Annotated in this window: 20 protein-coding genes; 12 read left to right on the top strand and 8 right to left on the bottom strand. The window is 69.3% G+C overall.

The window, feature by feature from the left end; genetic code table 11:
* Window positions 1–221: 221 nt before the first annotated feature.
* The 4 genes from A5694_RS24210 to A5694_RS20960 all read left to right on the top strand — a co-directional run bounded on the left by A5694_RS24210 (window position 222) and on the right by A5694_RS20960 (window position 2,626).
* A complete protein-coding gene (locus A5694_RS24210; protein ID WP_165604310.1) occupies window positions 222–383 on the top strand; it encodes a hypothetical protein in 162 nt (53 codons plus the stop codon).
* On the top strand, window positions 380–1,210 hold the full coding sequence (locus tag A5694_RS20970) for a hypothetical protein (protein WP_064924229.1): 831 nt from the start codon (window positions 380–382) through the stop codon (window positions 1,208–1,210). The genes A5694_RS24210 and A5694_RS20970 overlap by 4 nt, the downstream gene beginning before the upstream one ends.
* A gap of 70 nt (window positions 1,211–1,280) precedes the next feature.
* Window positions 1,281–1,883 carry a hypothetical protein gene (locus A5694_RS20965; RefSeq protein ID WP_131809624.1) on the top strand — a complete coding sequence of 201 codons (603 nt, stop codon included), beginning with the start codon at window positions 1,281–1,283 and terminating at the stop codon, window positions 1,881–1,883.
* 11 nt (window positions 1,884–1,894) lie between these two features.
* Window positions 1,895–2,626: a S1 family peptidase gene (locus tag A5694_RS20960; RefSeq protein WP_234787951.1), complete on the top strand. Its 732-nt coding sequence runs from the start codon at window positions 1,895–1,897 to the stop codon at window positions 2,624–2,626.
* A gap of 12 nt (window positions 2,627–2,638) precedes the next feature.
* Here the strand turns inward: A5694_RS20960 and A5694_RS20955 are convergent, their stop codons facing one another.
* Window positions 2,639–2,980 carry a DUF732 domain-containing protein gene (locus tag A5694_RS20955; protein ID WP_064924226.1) on the bottom strand — a complete coding sequence of 114 codons (342 nt, stop codon included), beginning with the start codon at window positions 2,978–2,980 and terminating at the stop codon, window positions 2,639–2,641.
* Between the two features lie 89 nt (window positions 2,981–3,069).
* Here A5694_RS20955 and A5694_RS20950 point away from each other — a divergent pair, with 89 nt between their 5' ends.
* Both A5694_RS20950 and A5694_RS20945 read left to right on the top strand, forming a co-directional pair.
* Complete coding sequence (locus A5694_RS20950; RefSeq protein WP_064924225.1) at window positions 3,070–3,513, top strand: SRPBCC family protein; 444 nt, start codon at window positions 3,070–3,072, stop codon at window positions 3,511–3,513.
* A gap of 54 nt (window positions 3,514–3,567) precedes the next feature.
* Window positions 3,568–4,020, top strand: a complete 453-nt coding sequence (locus A5694_RS20945) for an SRPBCC family protein (protein ID WP_064924224.1) — start codon at window positions 3,568–3,570, stop codon at window positions 4,018–4,020.
* On the opposite strand, the gene A5694_RS20940 is transcribed toward A5694_RS20945, so the two are convergent.
* Together A5694_RS20940 and A5694_RS20935 are read right to left on the bottom strand one after the other, a co-directional pair.
* Window positions 4,007–5,200 carry a pyridoxal phosphate-dependent aminotransferase gene (locus A5694_RS20940; RefSeq protein WP_064924223.1) on the bottom strand — a complete coding sequence of 398 codons (1,194 nt, stop codon included), beginning with the start codon at window positions 5,198–5,200 and terminating at the stop codon, window positions 4,007–4,009. The two genes, A5694_RS20945 and A5694_RS20940, sit on opposite strands and share 14 nt — an antisense overlap.
* A 29-nt stretch (window positions 5,201–5,229) precedes the next feature.
* Window positions 5,230–5,643 carry a DUF2628 domain-containing protein gene (locus A5694_RS20935; protein WP_064924222.1) on the bottom strand — a complete coding sequence of 138 codons (414 nt, stop codon included), beginning with the start codon at window positions 5,641–5,643 and terminating at the stop codon, window positions 5,230–5,232.
* A gap of 189 nt (window positions 5,644–5,832) precedes the next feature.
* Between A5694_RS20935 and A5694_RS20930 the strand changes: the two genes are divergently transcribed.
* The 3 genes from A5694_RS20930 to A5694_RS20920 all read left to right on the top strand — a co-directional run bounded on the left by A5694_RS20930 (window position 5,833) and on the right by A5694_RS20920 (window position 9,507).
* Complete coding sequence (locus A5694_RS20930; protein ID WP_064924221.1) at window positions 5,833–7,044, top strand: acetyl-CoA C-acetyltransferase; 1,212 nt, start codon at window positions 5,833–5,835, stop codon at window positions 7,042–7,044.
* 15 nt (window positions 7,045–7,059) lie between these two features.
* Window positions 7,060–9,204, top strand: coding sequence for a 3-hydroxyacyl-CoA dehydrogenase NAD-binding domain-containing protein (locus A5694_RS20925; RefSeq protein ID WP_064924220.1), 2,145 nt, complete (start codon window positions 7,060–7,062; stop codon window positions 9,202–9,204).
* Between the two features lie 72 nt (window positions 9,205–9,276).
* The gene (locus A5694_RS20920) at window positions 9,277–9,507 is read left to right on the top strand and encodes a hypothetical protein (RefSeq protein ID WP_234786429.1); all 231 of its coding nucleotides are present in this window, start codon (window positions 9,277–9,279) and stop codon (window positions 9,505–9,507) included.
* Window positions 9,508–9,511: 4 nt separating this feature from the next.
* Here A5694_RS20920 and A5694_RS20915 read toward each other — a convergent pair whose 3' ends face one another.
* Genes A5694_RS20915 through A5694_RS20895 form a run of 5 tightly spaced genes read right to left on the bottom strand, consistent with a single transcriptional unit; the run spans window position 9,512 to window position 15,597 of the window.
* Window positions 9,512–10,117, bottom strand: a complete 606-nt coding sequence (locus A5694_RS20915; protein WP_064924219.1) for a class I SAM-dependent methyltransferase — start codon at window positions 10,115–10,117, stop codon at window positions 9,512–9,514.
* Window positions 10,118–10,122: 5 nt separating this feature from the next.
* Entirely contained in the window at window positions 10,123–10,548 is a 426-nt protein-coding gene (locus tag A5694_RS20910; protein WP_064924218.1) for a pyridoxamine 5'-phosphate oxidase family protein, read from the bottom strand.
* Window positions 10,549–10,605: 57 nt separating this feature from the next.
* Window positions 10,606–12,258 carry a DNA repair helicase XPB gene (locus tag A5694_RS20905; RefSeq protein WP_064924217.1) on the bottom strand — a complete coding sequence of 551 codons (1,653 nt, stop codon included), beginning with the start codon at window positions 12,256–12,258 and terminating at the stop codon, window positions 10,606–10,608.
* A gap of 36 nt (window positions 12,259–12,294) precedes the next feature.
* Window positions 12,295–13,167, bottom strand: a complete 873-nt coding sequence (locus A5694_RS20900; RefSeq protein ID WP_064924216.1) for a phytanoyl-CoA dioxygenase family protein — start codon at window positions 13,165–13,167, stop codon at window positions 12,295–12,297.
* Between the two features lie 60 nt (window positions 13,168–13,227).
* A complete protein-coding gene (locus A5694_RS20895) occupies window positions 13,228–15,597 on the bottom strand; it encodes a helicase-associated domain-containing protein (protein WP_064924215.1) in 2,370 nt (789 codons plus the stop codon).
* Between the two features lie 54 nt (window positions 15,598–15,651).
* Between A5694_RS20895 and A5694_RS20890 the strand changes: the two genes are divergently transcribed.
* From A5694_RS20890 to A5694_RS20880, 3 genes are read left to right on the top strand one after another with little or no spacing between them, the layout of a single operon-like run.
* Window positions 15,652–15,849, top strand: a complete 198-nt coding sequence (locus tag A5694_RS20890; protein WP_064924214.1) for a hypothetical protein — start codon at window positions 15,652–15,654, stop codon at window positions 15,847–15,849.
* Between the two features lie 11 nt (window positions 15,850–15,860).
* On the top strand, window positions 15,861–16,334 hold the full coding sequence (gene moaC, locus A5694_RS20885) for a cyclic pyranopterin monophosphate synthase MoaC (RefSeq protein WP_064924291.1): 474 nt from the start codon (window positions 15,861–15,863) through the stop codon (window positions 16,332–16,334).
* Window positions 16,335–16,363: 29 nt separating this feature from the next.
* Complete coding sequence (locus A5694_RS20880) at window positions 16,364–16,822, top strand: MogA/MoaB family molybdenum cofactor biosynthesis protein (protein WP_419179729.1); 459 nt, start codon at window positions 16,364–16,366, stop codon at window positions 16,820–16,822.
* The last annotated feature ends 77 nt before the right edge of the window (window positions 16,823–16,899 follow it).

Below are 16,899 nucleotides of genomic sequence, written 5' to 3'. Positions count from 1 at the left end.
GAAGACGCGTAGGGCACCTATCCTCCGGTCGAGGTGGACTCACGCCTGGCTCTTGGCATCTCGCAGCAGCAGTCGCGCTTGCGCCTCGCCGCTCCGCTCCGGTGGTCGGCAGAGCCGGTCATGGAACAATGTGTCTGGCAGAAGGGATGTCACCCACCTTCGTCGACACCGACAACTGCACCGCACCGTGGCGATCCCCGACCTGACAGGAAGGGATCGACATGCGACAGCAGCCACGCGACGGGCTGCACGAAGCCCTGAACTCGGGCCCGCTGTTCCACGGCCGCATGACCCGCAGGTCGAACGCCGGCACACACTGGATCCGCTGCGACCCCGCGAAGCCCAGCCTCAAGCGATTCGTCGAGGGGGAGCGGGCGCGGTGAGCGGAGCAGACGAGGGGACAGCCCCGGTGGCCGAGGAGTGGGCATGGCTGGAGGAGCATCCGGTGTTCACCACCGGCGGGGAGAAGGGCGGCAACGTCCCCCGGGTGCCGGTCGCAGCGGTCCTGGAGCCGCTGCGGTTCGGGTTCGGGCTCCTCGTGGTCGCGTTCGCCGTCAGCGTCGGATGCACGATCGCGGGTGTGGGGTTCGTCGTCGCCGGCCTCTCGGAAGGCCTCGGGGTGCTCTCCTGGTGGTGGCTCGCGCTCGGGATACCGGCAGCGGGCCTCGCGCTCTTCTGCTTTTCCGGCGTCTATGTGCGGGGCATGGAGCTGACGATGCGCGAGCGTGCCCGCAACCTGGTTCTGCTGGCCGGCCTGCTCGGCGGCATCGCCATCGGCCTTGCTGCGCTGGGCATCTGGTGGGCGTCGAGGTTCTTCGGCCTCTCGGCCGCGGTCACGGCGACCGCCTGTCTGATCACCGCGCTCATCGCCGCCCGCTGGGTGCGCTGTGCTCGACTCGACGTGGCTCGTATCCTCCGCCTGCGCGCCACGGGAACCCGGTACCGGGGCGTGGTGGCAGCGCTGCCCGACCCGGCGACCTGGAATCAGGGCGGGAACGTCCCGATCCGCTACCAGCATCAGACCGGGGAGCGCGTCGTGTCGGTGCGGGTGAACACGTATGCGCACAAGATCCCCGTGCCCGGAACGCCGGTGATCGTGTTCGCCGATCACCGCGGAGATCTCCTCGTCGAACTCGACCCGGCCCACCCGGTCGAATACCACCCCGACAACCGACCGTACGAGTCGGACAGCAGCGGAGGCGGGTCATGAGCGGAGTCCGCACGGGCAGCGGGGTAGCGACCACCGTAGCGACCGGCGGGCACGTCCGAGGATGGTGAACATGTTCAACCCGGCCAGGCACACCCACACCAAGGCAACGGTGATCGCCACCGTGCTGCTGGCGGCCTGCGGGGTACTCATCGGAACCTGGGTGGCAGCCCTCTACGACGTGCTGCGGGTCGGCGTTCTCGACAACGCACTTGCGAACCGGCTCGGCTACATCGGGGAGATCACCGGTGCCAGCGTGGACCCGCGCCCGCATGGCATCTCCCGTTCCGCGTTGATCATCATGTTCCTCGTGGGTCTCGTCGGCGGGCTCATCACCTTTGCGACAACCGCCGTCTCGCGGCGAGCCGTGGGCGACCCGGAGGCGGTCGCCTATGCACTGGGGTGCGGATTCGTCGGTGCTGGCGCGGGGTTCGCGTGGCTCGCAACGGGATGGCCTGTGGTCGAGCGCGATCAGGCGGATGCGTTCGGGACGTTCATCCATTTCGGCGGCGTCTGGGTGCCGCTAATCCTGCTCGGCATCGGGGCGCTTTGCCTGCTCGTGTGGTGGGTGGATCCGGACGTCGATGAGCAACCGGACACCGACACACCAACGGAACCGCCGAGCGGCGAAGGCCACGCGTCAACCTCAGAGGACGGCCGTCGGACAGGCCCATAGACTGGGCCGCTGTGCACGGTGCATCCCTTCGGCGCATAGCTGCGGTCATGGTGGCCGTGGCAGCGCTGATCACCTCGGCGCCGGCCAGCGCCGCAGCCGATGACAAGCTCCTGCTCGGCGGCGGCGCCGGCATCACGCTCAACGACGACACGCTGTGCACGCTGACCGCCATGGGCCACGACAGCACCGGTCGGCTGATCGGTTTCACCTCAGCCCACTGCGGCGCACCCGGCTCGCCCGTGATCGCCGAGGGTGCCGAAGAGCGCGGCACCGTGGGCACGGTGGTGGCCGCCGACGACGCTCTCGGCTACGCGGTGATCGAGTTCGATCCGGTGAAGGCAAAACCGATCGCCGACTACGAAGGCTTTGGCATCTACGGCATCGGCCCCCCGGACCCGGAACCCACCGATCTGGAACCCGCCGCCCCAGCACCCGACAACCCAGAACCCCTCAGCCCAGCACCCGCCGCTGCGACGCACGCCTGCAAACTCGGGCTGGGCACCGGCCTCAGCTGCTTCGACGTCGGGCCCGACGGTGTGAACACCGCCGCTGAGCAGTGGTGGCAACCCGGTGACGACGGCGCGCCGGTCACCGTCGACAACCTGATCGTCGGCATGATCCGCGACGGAACCGTCCCAACCGCGCCGCTGGACCAGCCGGGTTCGGGAATCGTGCTGTTCAAGGCGATCCTCGACGACGTCAACGCCAAGGGTGGCCCGGGCGCCGGGTTCTTCCTCGGCTAAACCGGCTAAACCTCAGGGCCGCAACGTCTCCGGGCAGAGCTCGGACTGCGCCGCGGCGATCTGGACGTCGGCGGCCTCGGGGCTGTAGTGGAACGTGTTGGTCAGCTGACGCACCACGTCGCCCGGCGAGATCCCGGCCCGGTAGGTCCCGGTGTGCCCGTACATCCGCAACAGGACGCAGACGTAGTGGCCCGAGGTCACCTTGACCTCATCGGCGATCGGGATCGGCACCGGTGATGCGTTGACCTTCGCCAGATAGCTGGCGTCATCGGCGTGAGCGGCGGGCGCGGCAACTAAGGCCGCGGCGGCCAACAGGGGTGCGGCGATGCGCGCGGTCACATGCATGGTCTCCATCGTGCCACCGTCCCCGCCTTATCGACGTGACCGCTCCGTGCGGCGCAAATCCCCGCGCGCCATCCCGTGGCTGGCTATCGTTGCCAGCCATGGCAGTCAAGGATTCCCGCGAAGTGGTCATCGAAGCCAGCCCGGAGGAGATCTTCGATGTCCTCGCCGACGTCGAGTCCGTCCCCTCCTGGTCCCCGCAGTACCAGAGCGCCGAGGTGCTCGACACCTACGACGACGGCCGGCCGCGCCGGGTGCGGATGAGGATCAAGGCGGCCGGTCTCACCGACGAGCAGGTGGTCGAATACAGCTGGACGGCCGACAGTGTCGGTTGGACGCTGGTGTCGGCCGGCCAACTCAAGGCGCAAGACGCCAAGTACACGCTGACCCCGCAAGGTGACAAGACCAAGGTCCGCTTCGACATGGACGTCGACCCTTCCATCCCGATCCCGGGCTTTCTGCTCAAGAGCACCCTCAAGGGCGGCATGAAGACCGCCACCGACGGCCTGCGCGACCAGGTGCTCAAGGTCAAAAAGGGCCGCTGACTTCGGTTCGGGGAAACCCTGCCGGGCGCTGCCCACGCGGCTAGGCTCGGGGCAGTGGCTGTTCGAGCATCGCGGGAAATTGTCATTGACGCGCCGCCGGAGAAGATCCTCGACGCGCTGGCCGATGTGGCCGACTTGGTGTCCTGGTCGCCGGTGCATAAGCGAGTGGAGATTCTCGACACCTACGAGGACGGCCGTCCCCACCACGTCCGCGCCACCATCAAGGTTCTGGGGTTGGTGGACAAGGAGATTCTGGAATACCACTGGGGACCGGACTGGATGGTCTGGGATGCCAAGGCCACCGCGCAGCAGCGCGCCCAGCACGTCGAGTACACCCTGACCCGGGTAGGCCCGGACAGCACTCGGGTGCGTTTCGACATCACCGTCGAGCCTTCCGGCCCGATTCCGGCGTTCATCGTCCGGCGCGCCAGCAAGGTGGTGCTGCAGACCGCTACCGAGCGGCTGCGTGAGCGGGTGATGCGGGAGTGGACGCCTACCGAGCCGTGACCGGCCCGTCGCGCAGCACCGCCAGGCGGCGGATCGCCTCGTCAAGAGTCTCCTCACGCTTGACAAACGTGAAGCGCACCAAGTGATTCCAGACCTCGGGAGCCGCAGCTTCGGCCGCCGGCACGCAGAACGCCGACAGCGGGATCGCCGCCACCCCGGCCCGATGCGGTAGTTCGGCGCAGAACGCTGTGCTGTCGTGATAGCCCAGCGGCCGCGGGTCAGCACACAAGAAATAGGTGCCGAAGCTGTCGTGCACCTCGAACCCGACCTGGGCCAGCCCGTCGGCGAGCCGATCGCGGCGGGCCTGCATCGTCGCGCGCAGCGCCGCCACCCAGGCGTCCTCGGAGTTGAGGGCCAGCGCCACCGCCGGCTGGAACGGGGCCCCGCCGACATAGCTCAGGTACTGCTTGGCCGCGCGCACCCCGGCCAGCAGCTGCGCCGGCCCGCAAGCCCAGCCGATCTTCCAGCCGGTGCAGTTGAACATCTTCGCCGCACTGGAGATGGTGACGGTGCGCTGCGCCATGCCCTCGAACCCGGCCAGCGGCAGGTGGGTCCGTCCGGCGAAGACCAGGTGCTCGTAGACCTCATCGGCGATGACCAGCAGATCGGATTCCACCGCGATCCGGGCGATCGCCGCCAGCTCGGACTCGGTGAACACCGTGCCGGTCGGGTTGTGCGGCGAGTTGACGATCAGCGCGCGGGTCGCCGGACCGACAGCGCCGCGCAACCTGTCAATGTCCAACGCGAAGCCGCGGCCGTCGGGGACCAGCGGAACCGCAACCCGCCGCGCGCCGGCAATGGCGACCACCGGCGAATAGGAGTCGTAGAACGGCTCAAGCAGCAGCACCTCGGAGCCCGGCTCGACCAGGCCCAGGACCGCGGCGGCGATGGCCTCGGTGGCCCCGACCGTCACCAGGACTTCGGTCTCCGGGTCGTAGTCGATGCCGAAGTGCCGGCGGCGCTGGCCGGCGATGGCCTCGCGCAGGGCGGGGATCCCCAGGCCCGGCGGGTACTGGTTGACGCCGTCGGTGATCGCGGCGCGGGCGGCCTCCAGCATGGCCGGCGGCCCGTCCTCGTCGGGGAAGCCCTGACCGAGGTTGACCGCGCCGATCCGCGAGGCCAGCGCCGACATCTCCGCGAAGATCGTGGTGGCATAGGGCCGTAACCGCGACACCGTCATAACCGGCCAGCTTAAAGAGCCGCGCGTCCTCAGCTCGTGGAACGTCGGCCGAACCCCTCGAGGATGTTCCAGGAGCGGCTGCCCTTCACCGCGTGCAGGTAGTAGGCGTAGTTAGCGGTGGTCATAGCGCCGGCGGCGAGCCCGATGCCGATCGCCCGCGCGATCTGGTCGCTGACATCAAGAGCCACCCCGAATGCGCCGAGGGTGATCGTGACTGCCGCCCACACCACACCCTTGCGCCACATGCCCTTGACGAAGAAGTAGAACGGGAAGAACAGGAATGCCAGCACGTTCGAGTTGATACGGATTCGGTCGCGCCACGGCAGCGCCCGCATCGCGTCCCGGGCCTCCGGAGACGACGATGGCAGCCCGTAGGCGTCGAAGAACGCAAAGCGCTGCTGCCAGGATGCGGATAATGGCGCGGGAGCATCGGTGCCGGTCACAACACGGCAGTGTATTCGGGGCGAACCGAGGAGCAGCAGCTCACACGGCCCAACCATCCGGTTGATCGGCCGTCCTGTTAGGGTGGCAAGCAGAGGTCTACGCTCCCAGCTGGGGGCGCCTCCCGCTTGCGGGGGAACGCAATCGAACAATCCGCATCGAACACCCAATACCGAAGAGGAACACCAGTCATGTCCGAAGAAGCCTTCATCTACGAGGCCATTCGCACCCCGCGCGGCAAGCAGAAAAACGGGGCGCTGAACGAGATCAAGCCGGTCAGCCTGGCCGTCGGCCTGGTCAACGAGCTGCGCTCCCGCTACCCGGACCTGGACGTGAACCAGATCAGCGACTCCGTGTTCGGCGTCGTGTCGCCGGTCGGTGACCAGGGCGGTGACATCGCCCGCACCGCGATGCTGGCCGCCGGTATGCCCGAGACCACCGGTGGTGTTCAGCTCAACCGGTTCTGCGCCTCCGGCCTGGAGGCCATCAACACCGCCGCCGCCAAGGTGAAGGCCGGGTTCGACGACCTGGTGCTCGCCGGCGGCGTGGAGTCGATGAGCCGCGTCCCGATGGGCTCCGACGGCGGCGCTTGGGCCAGCGACCCCAACACCAACTACCAGATCGGCTTCGTGCCGCAGGGCATCGGCGCCGACCTGATCGCCACCATCGAGGGCTTCTCCCGTGACGACGTCGACGCCTACGCCCTGCGCAGCCAGCAGAAGGCCGCCGCGGCCTGGTCGGGCGGCTACTTTGCCAAGTCGGTGGTCCCGGTGCGCGACCAGAACGGCCTGGTCGTTCTCGACCACGACGAGCACATGCGGCCCGACACCACCCTGGAGGGGCTGGGCAAGCTCAAGACCGCGTTCGACGGGATCGGCGCGATGGGCGGCTTCGACGACGTGGCGCTGCAGAAGTACCACTTCGTCGAGAAGATCAACCACGTCCACACCGGCGGCAACAGCTCCGGCATCGTCGACGGCGCCGCGCTGGTGCTGATCGGTTCGGAGAAGGCCGGCAAGGAGCAGGGGCTGACCCCGCGGGCTCGCATCGTGGCCGCGGCCACGTCCGGCGCCGACCCGGTCATCATGCTCACCGGCCCCACCCCGGCCACCCAGCGGGTGCTCGACCGCGCCGGGATGACCGTCGACGACATCGACCTGTTCGAGCTCAACGAGGCGTTCGCCTCCGTGGTGCTGAAGTTCCAGAAGGACCTCAACATCCCCGACGAGAAGCTCAACGTCAACGGTGGCGCCATCGCCATGGGCCACCCGCTGGGCGCCACCGGCGCCATGATCACCGGCACCATGGTCGACGAACTGGAGCGCCGCGGTGCCCGCCGCGCTCTGATCACACTCTGCATCGGCGGTGGCATGGGCGTCGCCACCATCATCGAGCGCGTCTGAGAGGGTTTTTCAAAAATGGCAGAGAACACCATCAAGTGGGACAAGGACGCTGACGGCATCGTCACGCTGACCCTGGACGACCCGACCGGGTCGGCCAACGTGATGAACGAGCACTACCGCGAATCGATGCACAACGCGGTGGAACGCCTTGCCGCGGAGAAGGATTCGATCACCGGCGTGGTCATCACCAGCGCGAAGAAGACCTTCTTCGCCGGCGGCGACCTCAAGGCGATGATCCACGTGGGCCCGGACGACGCCCAGGCGGTCTTCGACCAGTGCGAGGGCATCAAGGCCGATCTGCGCGCCCTGGAGACCTTGGGCAAGCCCGTCGTCGCCGCCATCAACGGCGCGGCGCTGGGCGGCGGTCTGGAGATCGCGCTGGCCTGTCACCGGCGGATCGCCGCCGACACCAAGGGCAGCCAGCTCGGCCTGCCCGAGGTCACCCTGGGCCTGCTGCCTGGCGGTGGCGGCGTCGCCCGCACGGTGCGCATGCTGGGCATCCAGAACGCGTTCATGAACGTGCTGGCCCAGGGCACCCGGTTCAAGCCGGCCAAGGCCAAGGAGATCGGCCTGATCGACGAGGTGCTCGGAAGCGTCGAAGAGCTGGTGCCGGCCGCCAAGGCCTGGATCAAGGCCAACCCCGACGCCGGTGTGCAGCCCTGGGATGTCAAGGGCTACAAGATGCCCGGCGGCACCCCGTCGACCCCGTCGCTGGCGGCGATCCTGCCGTCGTTCCCGGCGCTGCTGCGCAAGCAGCTCAAGGGCGCGCCGATGCCGGCGCCGCGGGCGATCCTCGCGGCCGCGGTCGAGGGCGCGGCGGTGGACTTCGACACCGCCACCCGCATCGAGAGCCGCTACTTCGTCTCGCTGGTCACCGGCCAGGTCGCCAAGAACATGATCCAGGCGTTCTTCTTCGACCTGCAGCACATCAACGGCGGCGGCAGCCGGCCCGAGGGTATCGGCCAGACCCCGATCAAGAAGATCGGCGTGCTCGGTGCCGGGATGATGGGCGCCGGCATCGCCTACGTGTCGGCCAAGGCCGGCTACGACGTGGTGCTCAAGGACGTCAGCACCGAGGCGGCGCAGAAGGGCAAGGGCTACTCGGAGAAGCTGGAAGCCAAGGCGCTCGAGCGTGGCCGCACCACCGCCGAGAAGTCCCAGGCGCTGCTGGACAGGATCACCCCGACCGGGGACGCGGCCGACCTCAAGGGCGTCGACTTCGTGATCGAGGCGGTGTTCGAGAACCAGGAGCTCAAGCACAAGGTCTTCCAGGAGATCGAGGACATCGTCGAGCCCAACGCGCTGCTGGGGTCGAACACCTCCACGCTGCCGATCACCGGACTGGCCACCGGCGTGAAGCGCCAAGAGGACTTCATCGGCATCCACTTCTTCTCGCCGGTCGACAAGATGCCGCTGGTGGAGATCATCAAGGGCGAGAAGACCTCTGACGAGGCGCTGGCCCGGGTCTTCGACTACGTGCTGGCCATCAAGAAGACCCCGATCGTGGTCAACGACAGCCGCGGCTTCTACACCAGCCGTGTCATCGGCACCTTCATCAACGAGGCGCTGATGATGCTGGGTGAGGGCGTGGAGCCGGCCAGCATCGAGCAGGCCGGTCTGCAGGCCGGCTACCCGGCGGCTCCGCTGCAGCTCTCCGACGAGCTCAACCTGGAGCTGATGCACAAGATCGCCGTCGCCACCCGCGAGGGCATCGAGGCCGCCGGCGGCAAGTACGAGAAGCAGATGAACGAGACGGTCGTCGAGAAGATGATCGAGCTCGGCCGTCCGTCGCGGCTCAAGGGCGCCGGGTTCTACGAGTACGTCGACGGCAAGCGCACCGGTCTGTGGCCGGGCCTGCGGGAGACGTTCAACTCCGGCAGCGCCACCCCGCCGCTGCAGGACATGATCGACCGGATGCTGTTCGCCGAGGCGCTGGAGACCCAGAAGTGCCTCGACGAAGGCGTGCTGACCTCGACCGCCGACGCCAACATCGGCGCGATCATGGGCATCGGCTTCCCGCCGTGGACCGGCGGAACCGCGCAGTTCATCGTCGGCTACGAGGGGCCGCACGGGGTCGGTAAGGACGCTTTCGTGGCGCGGGCCAAGGAACTGGCCGCGAAGTACGGCGACCGGTTCACCCCGCCGTCCTCGCTGCTGTAGCCAGGCGGAAACGACGTGGAGTCCCCCGAACCCTCGTGGCTTCGGGGGATTTCGCGTCTGTTGGACTACCGGGTGAGCATCACCGTCGGCAAGCTGCTGGAGGCGGCGCTGTGGCTGGGCCTGGTCTACGTGGTCATCGGGGTGGTGTGCCTGTTTTTGCGGCCCGACGGGGTGGAGCTCCTGCAGACCCGGGCCGAGCAGCAGTTCGGCATACCGCCCCACAGCATCTACGAGGTGGCGACGGTGGCCGGGGTGCTGCTGTGGCCGCTGATGATGCTGCTGCCCAGCGCCTGCGGGGGCTGACCGGTCAGCAACGGCGCGCCAACAGGTAGTGCCGCACCGGCTGGCCGCCATTGGCGGGCAGATAGTTCGGCTCGTCGCCGGAAGAGATCAGCTCCCACTGCGGGGCGAAGAGCCGGGCGATCTCGGCCTGGTCGACCCCGCGGACGCCGAACAACGCACCCGGGCCGAACGCGACGATCAGCAGCCGCGAATCCGGTCCGGTCACCGCGTTGACCTGTGCGGCGTAGACCCCCCGATCATGATCGTTCATCCCGTGCAGGCAACCGTTGTCGGTCACCAGGTCGAAGTCGTTACCGAGACCGGCCGCGGCGACTTGGGCGATGTCGGCGCAGACGAACCGCACCGACACCTTCCCCGCCTGGGCCTTGGCCCGCGCGATGCGCAGCGCCCGCGGCGCGAAGTCGACGCCGGTGACCCGCCACCCGTTCTGCGCCAGATAGATGGAGGTATCTCCGGTGCCGCAGCCGAGATCCAGTGCGGTGCCCGGCGGCAACCCCACGCCCGCATCCATCTCGACCAGGTTGCGCAGGCCGCGGGCCAGCGCGTGGCCGTCCCACGGGGTGAACCCCAGGCGGTACATGGCCCGGAACAGCAGCCTCCTGGCCCCCATCGCGTCTAGATGGCTCCCATGTCAGCGGAGAGCCAGTGCTGGGGGCGCAGATGAATGGCCACGTAGTCGCCCAGTTCGGTCCGTGCGAACTCGAGGAACTTCTCGGCCCGGTCGGGGGGAAGGTAGCGGTGGGCCAGCTCGGCGTGATGGTCGTCGGTGCCAGGCTCGATGCGGCTGACGGCCCCGTCGACGGCGACATAGCGGACGGTCGGCTCCGTACGCTCCACCATGAGCGAAAAGCAGCCGGCGGCCTCGATGAGCCGCCTCTTGCGGGACTCGACGCCGGTGAGGACCCAGGGCTCGCCGCCCGGGGTGTACTGATACCAGATCGGCACGGTCAGTGGGCCACGGCCGTCTCCCGCACTCACCGACAGCGCTGCGATGTGTGGCTCGGCCAGAAAAAGTTCGCGTTCGTCCTTGGATAACGCCATGTTTCGAGGTTAACCGCCTGGCCCCGCCGCGCGCGGATAGCTTGCGCGCGGGTCGCGTCAGATCGCCGGGCCGAGCAGGTCGTCGGCGTCGCGGATGACGTAGCCATAACCCTGCTCGGCCAGGAACCGCTGCCGGTGCGCGGCGTACTCGGCATCCAGACTGTCGCGCGCGACCACGGAGTAGAACACCGCTCCGCCGCCGGCGGCCTTGGGCCGAAGCAGCCGGCCGAGCCGCTGGGCCTCCTCCTGCCGTGAGCCGAAGGTGCCCGAGACCTGCACGGCCACCGAGGCCTCCGGCAGGTCGATCGAGAAGTTGGCGACCTTGGACACCACCAAGGTGGACACCTCGCCGCTGCGGAAGGCGTCGAAGAGCTTTTCGCGTTCGGCGGTGCGCGTCGAGCCCTGAATGACCGGGGCGCCCAACTGCTCGCCCAGCTCTTCCAGCTGGTCGAGATAGGCGCCGATCACCAGGGTCTGCTCACCGGGATGCTGCTTAAGGATCGAGCGCACCACCGCGATCTTGGAGTGCACCGTCGAGCACAGCTTGTAGCGTTCCTCCGGCTCGGCGACGGCGTAGGTCATCCGCTCGCTCTCGGTCATGGTGACCCGCACCTCGATGCACTCGGCCGGCGCGATCCAGCCTTGGGCCTCGATGTCCTTCCAGGGCGCGTCGTAGCGCTTCGGCCCGATCAGGGAAAACACGTCGCCCTCCCGGCCGTCCTCCCGGATCAGGGTGGCCGTCAGCCCGAGCCGGCGCCGCGACTGCAGATCGGCGGTCATCCGGAACACCGGCGCGGGCAGCAGATGCACCTCGTCGTAGATGATCAGCCCCCAGTCGCGGCTGTCGAACAGTTCCAGGTGCCGGTATTCGCCCTTGGTGCGCCGGGTGATCACCTGGTAGGTGGCGATGGTGACCGGCCGGATCTCCTTGCGCTCCCCGGAGTACTCGCCGATCTCTTCTTCGGTCAGCGAGGTGCGCGCGATCAACTCGCGTTTCCACTGCCGGCCGGCGACGGTGTTGGTGACCAGGATCAGCGTGGTGGCACCGGCTTTGGCCATCGCCGCGGCGCCGACCAGCGTCTTGCCGGCGCCGCACGGCAACACCACCACCCCCGAACCGCCCGACCAGAACGAGTCGGCGGCCATCTCCTGGTAGTCGCGCAGCGCCCAGCCGTCCTGGCACAGCTCGATCGGATGCGCCTCGCCGTCGACGTAGCCGGCCAGATCCTCTGCGGGCCAACCGATTTTGAGCAGCATCTGTTTGACCCGGCCGCGCTCGCTGGGATGCACCACGACGGTGTCGTCGTCGATGCGGGCGCCGAGCATCGGGGTGATCTTCTTGTTGCGCAGCACCTCCTCGAGCACCGCGCGATCCAGGCTGACCAGGGTCAGGCCGTGCGCGGGGCTCTTCACCAACTGCAGGCGCCCGTAGCGCGCCATGGTGTCGACGATGTCGACCAACAGCGGCTGCGGCACCGCGTACCGCGAGTAGGTGACCAGCGCGTCGACCACCTGCTCGGCGTCGTGGCCGGCGGCGCGGGCGTTCCACAACGCCAGCGGGGTGATGCGGTAGGTGTGCACGTGCTCGGGGGCGCGTTCCAACTCGGCGAACGGCGCGATCGCAGCACGCGCCGCGCCGGCCTGCTCGTGGTCGACCTCGAGCAGCACGGTCTTGTCGGATTGGACGATCAGGGGCCCGTCGGTGCTCATGGGGCCATTATCCGGAGACCACCGACAGGGGCGCCGCTAGCGCCCCGCCTCCCGGCCCTGTTCGAGCAGTCGTAACGGATGCATGCCGTCGACCGCGCCCACAAAGGGCGGATGGATGCTGTAGCCGAGCATGCGTTTGATGTCGTCGGACAGGTCCCGGGCGGTGGCCAACGGCACCGACAGGGTGAACGCTTCCATCGGACGCAACCACGGCTGGCAGTACTGCGCGGTGACGGCCAGCCGTGCGCCGGTCGAGACGTTGGCGCCGCCGCCATGCCATAGCGTCGAGACGAAGAACACGCAACTGCCGGCGGGCATCACGATCGGCCTGCGCTCGTCGGCGTCGCCCGGTTCGCGCCGGCCCCAGCGGTGACTGCCCGGCAGGACGACGGTGGCGCCGTTGTCTTCGGTGAAGTCGTCGATCGCCCAGATCGTTGCCGCTCCCAGCGGCGAGTGCGGCCGCGGAACGGGATAGAACCCGTCATCGACGTGCAGCAGCTGCGCCGATTCGCCCGGCCCGATGTTGATGGCCTGCAGGATCGACAGCAGATAGTTGGGCAGCAGCAGCCGGTCGAGGACCGCCAGCACCCGCGGGTGCTCGACGAGCCGGTCGCACAACCGGGTCTTGTTCAGCAGGCCGTAGGCGCGTTGCGTTCTCTTGCCTTCGAAGGAATTCCGCCCGGTGTGGCCGAGCAGCGGGCTTACCTCGGCGCGGATCGCGGCGCACTGGTCGTCGCTGAGCAGTGCTTCCCACACCAGGTAGCCGTCGCGGTCGAGGGCAGCGAGGTCTTCGCGTACCAGTTCGTCGTCGACAGTCGCTCCGGCACTGGGGGTGGGGTGGTAGCGACCGGCCAGATCACCGCGCAGGCCGGCGTAGTCCAGCGGCTGTTCACGATCGACGGTCACCATGGGCGGTCCCTTCACCCGAACCCGTAGACCATGCTACGAGCCACCGTCGGGAGGCGTGGCCTACTGATTCCCGTCGGCGGCGGAGATGGACGTGATGCGGTGGATGGTGAACTCGCGCATCTGACCCGACGTCGAGTCGAAGGCCACCAACTGCCCGCCGCGGACCAGCACAGGGGAGACCTCCCGCTGGGTGGCCACCCCGGCGGCGTCGACGTAGCTGATCAGCACCGTGGATCCCTCGGCCGCGGCGCGTTTCAACAGAATCATCGCGGTCACCGGCTCCAGGCGGATGTTGTCGAACGGCGCCGACGTCACCGTGCGCAGCACCCGGACCAACGAGGTGAGGCTCTCGCCGCTGGGCCCGGCGACCGGCCGGTGGCTGCGGCGCTCCGCCGGAGTCGGCACCCGCACCCCGCGCGGCCGGATGTCGACGATCGTTCCGGTGGCATCCTCGGCGGCCGGGGCGAAACCGGCATCGCGCAGCGTCGTCAGCACGTCGGCGATCGGGGCCTGCGCCACCGCCACCGTCGGGGCCAGCAACCGCAGGCCGAGCGCCTCGGCGGCCGGAACCGCCACCGCTTGGGCCAGCAGGGCCGGATCCTCGCAGCGCACGAAGGACGCCGCCATCCCGATCCGCAGCTGCCCGTGCCGGCGCGCGACGTCGTCGATCAAGTAGGTGAGTCCTTGCGGGACCGGGGTTTTCGAGTGCTTTCCGAAGAACGCGTGCAGCCCGGCGCCGGTCCGGCCGACGTCCAGGGCAGCCCGGATGGTCTGTTCGGAGACCCGGTAGACCATCGCCGCGCCGGCCGATTCGACGCTGGCCACGACGCCCAGTTCCTCGGCGAGGTCCCGTTCCAGTGGCCCGGGCACCACCACGGTCAGATCGGCCTGCACCAGGAAATGGTCGATCGGCTCCGGTAGGGCCTTGGTCATCGATGAGACCGTCGCGCTGGTGGCGGGCTCGGCTGCGCCCTCAGACCAGGTTTCCGCCAGCAGAGCGCGCCCCGGGGAGCTGAGGGCGCCGCGGCCCAGCACGCCGAGCGCGTGCGCCTCGTCGAGCAGCTCGCCCACCGGCCCGGGCTGCAGACGACTGGCCCAGCGCGGCCGCCGCCAGATCAAAGCCTGCGACGCCGACACCGCGTCGGTCCCGGCACCGTCGGGCAGTTCGGCGAGCATGCCCAGCAGCAGCCGGCGATCCAGCGGGGCGGCGGTGGAAAACAGCGGCGTGGACAGCGCCGCCCGCGGTTTGCCGTCCGCGCCCCGGCTGCCGATCAGGCCCGGCCGGGCCGGCAGCTGCAGCCAGGTGCCGGCCAGCAGGTGCCAGCGTTCGGCGGTCGATCGCTCGGCGAACCGGTCGGCGAGCACCGTCGGCGCCCAGTACGGCCCGTCCGCGTCGGGCCAGTCCCGCTGGTCGACGGTGGCCGGGTCCGGATAGTCGGAGGCGATCAGCCGGGCCGTGGCCGCCACCTCCAGCAGCAAGCCCAACCGGGTCTCGTCGATGCCGGTCGACTTGGCCAGGCGCTTGACCTCACGGACGCCCAACCCGCCGCTGCGCAGCTCCGGCACCGGCGTATCGCCCAGGTTGGCCAGGAGCACGTCGAGTTCGCGCAGCAGGTCGATCACCGCGCCGGCGGCGGTCGCGTCGACGTCGGCGGCCGTGGTCTGTGACACCACCGGGTCGGGCGCTTGCAGCGTGACCGGCCCGGGCTGCTCGCCGCGCAGCACCTGGCCGACCAAGCGCGGCAGGATCACCGTTTCGTCGTCGATGCGGCGCAACAGCCCCGCCGCCAGCAGCCGGGGCACCGGGTGTTCCGGCGGCGCGCCGGGGGCGGCGTCGCGGGTGCGGCCGATCGGGGAGCCCGCAAGCAGCTTGTCCAGCAGGTCCCGCTGCGGCGCGTCGAGGTCGGCAACGGCCTCCCTGATCTGCTCCGGGCTCTGCTCGGGATCCTCCCGGGTGACCTGACCCGGATGCCATGGCAGCCCGGCGCCGGCCTCGGCGACCACCCGCAGCACACCGTCGGGCTGGGGCGAATGCGGCGGTCCCAGCTTCGCCTCTCCTTCGTCGAGCCTCGCTGAACCGCCGTCCGAACCCCAGCACAGGGCCCGTTCGATCAGGTCGGTCAACGCCGCGTGCACCGCGTCGGCGGGGGCGCGGTCACCGATCAACGCCAGCAGGTCGGCCAGCGGCACTGCGGCGGCATCGGCATCCAGCACCAACAGGGCGTCGAGGACGGCGAGCCGCAGAAAATCCAGCTCGTCGGTGGCCGCCCGGACCGATTGGCGGGCCTGGGCCCGCGCCGCCAGGGCGGCGATACTGCCCGGCGGCGGCTGGGCGAGGTCGGGCCGCAGCTCCAGCAGCCGGATCAGGCCCTCATCGGGCAGCTCGGCCAGCCACGATCCCAGCGGCACACCCCGGGCGGGTTTGGTCATAGAAGACCAGCGTAAGGCCCGACCGGTGAGCGACGCCGATCGCGACCTGTCAGAATGGGAGCCGTGGCTGCGAAACAGGACAACAAGAACCGGTACGTCGACAACGGGTGGCCCGACACGGACGGCGAACCGGCAGTGAGCGAGCTGCGTACCGACCGGGCCGGTGCGCTGTCCCCGTTCGGGGACCTGGTATTCCCGCTCCCGTCCGACGAGCTGCCCTACCTGCATCCGGTCACCGTCGTCAACCGGTAGGCGTGACCACCATGACCGGGCCGCTCTCACACCTCGATGAACGCGGTGCGGCCCACATGGTCGACGTCAGCGCAAAGGCGGCCACCAAGCGCACCGCTGTGGCCGCCGGAGTGCTGCGCACCACCGCGCAGGTGGTGCAGCTGATCTCGGCCGGCGGGCTGCCCAAGGGCGATGCGCTGGCCACCGCGCGGGTGGCCGGCATCATGGCCGCCAAACGGACCAGCGATCTGGTGCCGCTCTGCCACCAGTTGGCGCTCACCGGCGTCGACGTCGACTTCACCATCGGCGATTCCCACATCGACATCACCGCCTCGGTGCGCACCACCGACCGCACCGGGGTGGAGATGGAGGCGCTGACCGCGGTCAGCGTGGCGGCCCTGACGCTCTACGACATGATCAAGGCCGTCGACCGCGCCGCCGTCATCGACAGCATCCGCGTGCTGAGCAAAGACGGCGGACGCACCGGGGCCTGGGAGCGTCAGTGACTGCCGCGAGGACCCGGACCGCCCACGTCATCATCGCCTCCACACGCGCTTCGGCTGGGGTGTACACCGACCGCACCGGGCCGATCATCGCCGACTGGCTGGCGCAGCGCGGCTTCGCGCCGGCGCAACCGGAGGTCGTCCCCGATGGTGAGGCCGTCGGCGCGGCGTTGCGGGCCGCGGTAGCCGCACCCGTCGACCTGGTCATCACCTCCGGAGGAACCGGGATCTCACCGACCGACGACACCCCGGCGCAGACGGTGGCGGTGCTGGACTACGAGATTCCCGGCCTGGCCGATGCCATCCGCCGCTCCGGGCTGCCGAAGGTGCCGACCTCGGTACTTTCGCGCGGCGTGTGTGGCGTGGCCGGGCGGACGCTGATCGTCAACTTGCCCGGCTCATCCGGCGGAGTGCGCGACGGCCTCGGTGTGCTTGCCGAGGTCTTGGATCACGCGCTGGATCAGCTCGCCGGCGGAGACCACGAGCGATGACGGCCCAGGTATTGCGGGCGGCGGTCACCGAAGCGCCCATCGTGCTGACCGAACACGAGGAGCTGGTGGGGCATCGG

This window comes from Mycolicibacter sinensis, from assembly GCF_001667945.1.
Taxonomy (GTDB): domain Bacteria; phylum Actinomycetota; class Actinomycetes; order Mycobacteriales; family Mycobacteriaceae; genus Mycobacterium; species Mycobacterium sinense_B.
The sequence above is the reverse complement of the archived record's forward strand: the minus strand, read 5'-3'. Positions and strand labels throughout refer to the sequence as shown.

Bases quoted from the DNA above. Each gene is read 5' to 3' on its own strand.
- A5694_RS24210 (WP_165604310.1), top strand. From the start codon at position 222: ATGCGACAGCAGCCACGCGACGGGCTGCACGAAGCCCTGAACTCGGGC.
- A5694_RS20965 (WP_131809624.1), top strand. From the start codon at position 1,281: ATGTTCAACCCGGCCAGGCACACCCACACCAAGGCAACGGTGATCGCC.
- A5694_RS20955 (WP_064924226.1), bottom strand. From the start codon at position 2,980: ATGGAGACCATGCATGTGACCGCGCGCATCGCCGCACCCCTGTTGGCC.
- A5694_RS20950 (WP_064924225.1), top strand. From the start codon at position 3,070: ATGGCAGTCAAGGATTCCCGCGAAGTGGTCATCGAAGCCAGCCCGGAG.
- A5694_RS20940 (WP_064924223.1), bottom strand. From the start codon at position 5,200: ATGACGGTGTCGCGGTTACGGCCCTATGCCACCACGATCTTCGCGGAG.
- A5694_RS20930 (WP_064924221.1), top strand. From the start codon at position 5,833: ATGTCCGAAGAAGCCTTCATCTACGAGGCCATTCGCACCCCGCGCGGC.
- A5694_RS20925 (WP_064924220.1), top strand. From the start codon at position 7,060: ATGGCAGAGAACACCATCAAGTGGGACAAGGACGCTGACGGCATCGTC.
- A5694_RS20915 (WP_064924219.1), bottom strand. From the start codon at position 10,117: ATGGGGGCCAGGAGGCTGCTGTTCCGGGCCATGTACCGCCTGGGGTTC.
- A5694_RS20910 (WP_064924218.1), bottom strand. From the start codon at position 10,548: ATGGCGTTATCCAAGGACGAACGCGAACTTTTTCTGGCCGAGCCACAC.
- A5694_RS20905 (WP_064924217.1), bottom strand. From the start codon at position 12,258: ATGAGCACCGACGGGCCCCTGATCGTCCAATCCGACAAGACCGTGCTG.
- A5694_RS20900 (WP_064924216.1), bottom strand. From the start codon at position 13,167: ATGGTGACCGTCGATCGTGAACAGCCGCTGGACTACGCCGGCCTGCGC.
- A5694_RS20895 (WP_064924215.1), bottom strand. From the start codon at position 15,597: ATGACCAAACCCGCCCGGGGTGTGCCGCTGGGATCGTGGCTGGCCGAG.
- A5694_RS20890 (WP_064924214.1), top strand. From the start codon at position 15,652: ATGGGAGCCGTGGCTGCGAAACAGGACAACAAGAACCGGTACGTCGAC.
- moaC (WP_064924291.1), top strand. From the start codon at position 15,861: ATGACCGGGCCGCTCTCACACCTCGATGAACGCGGTGCGGCCCACATG.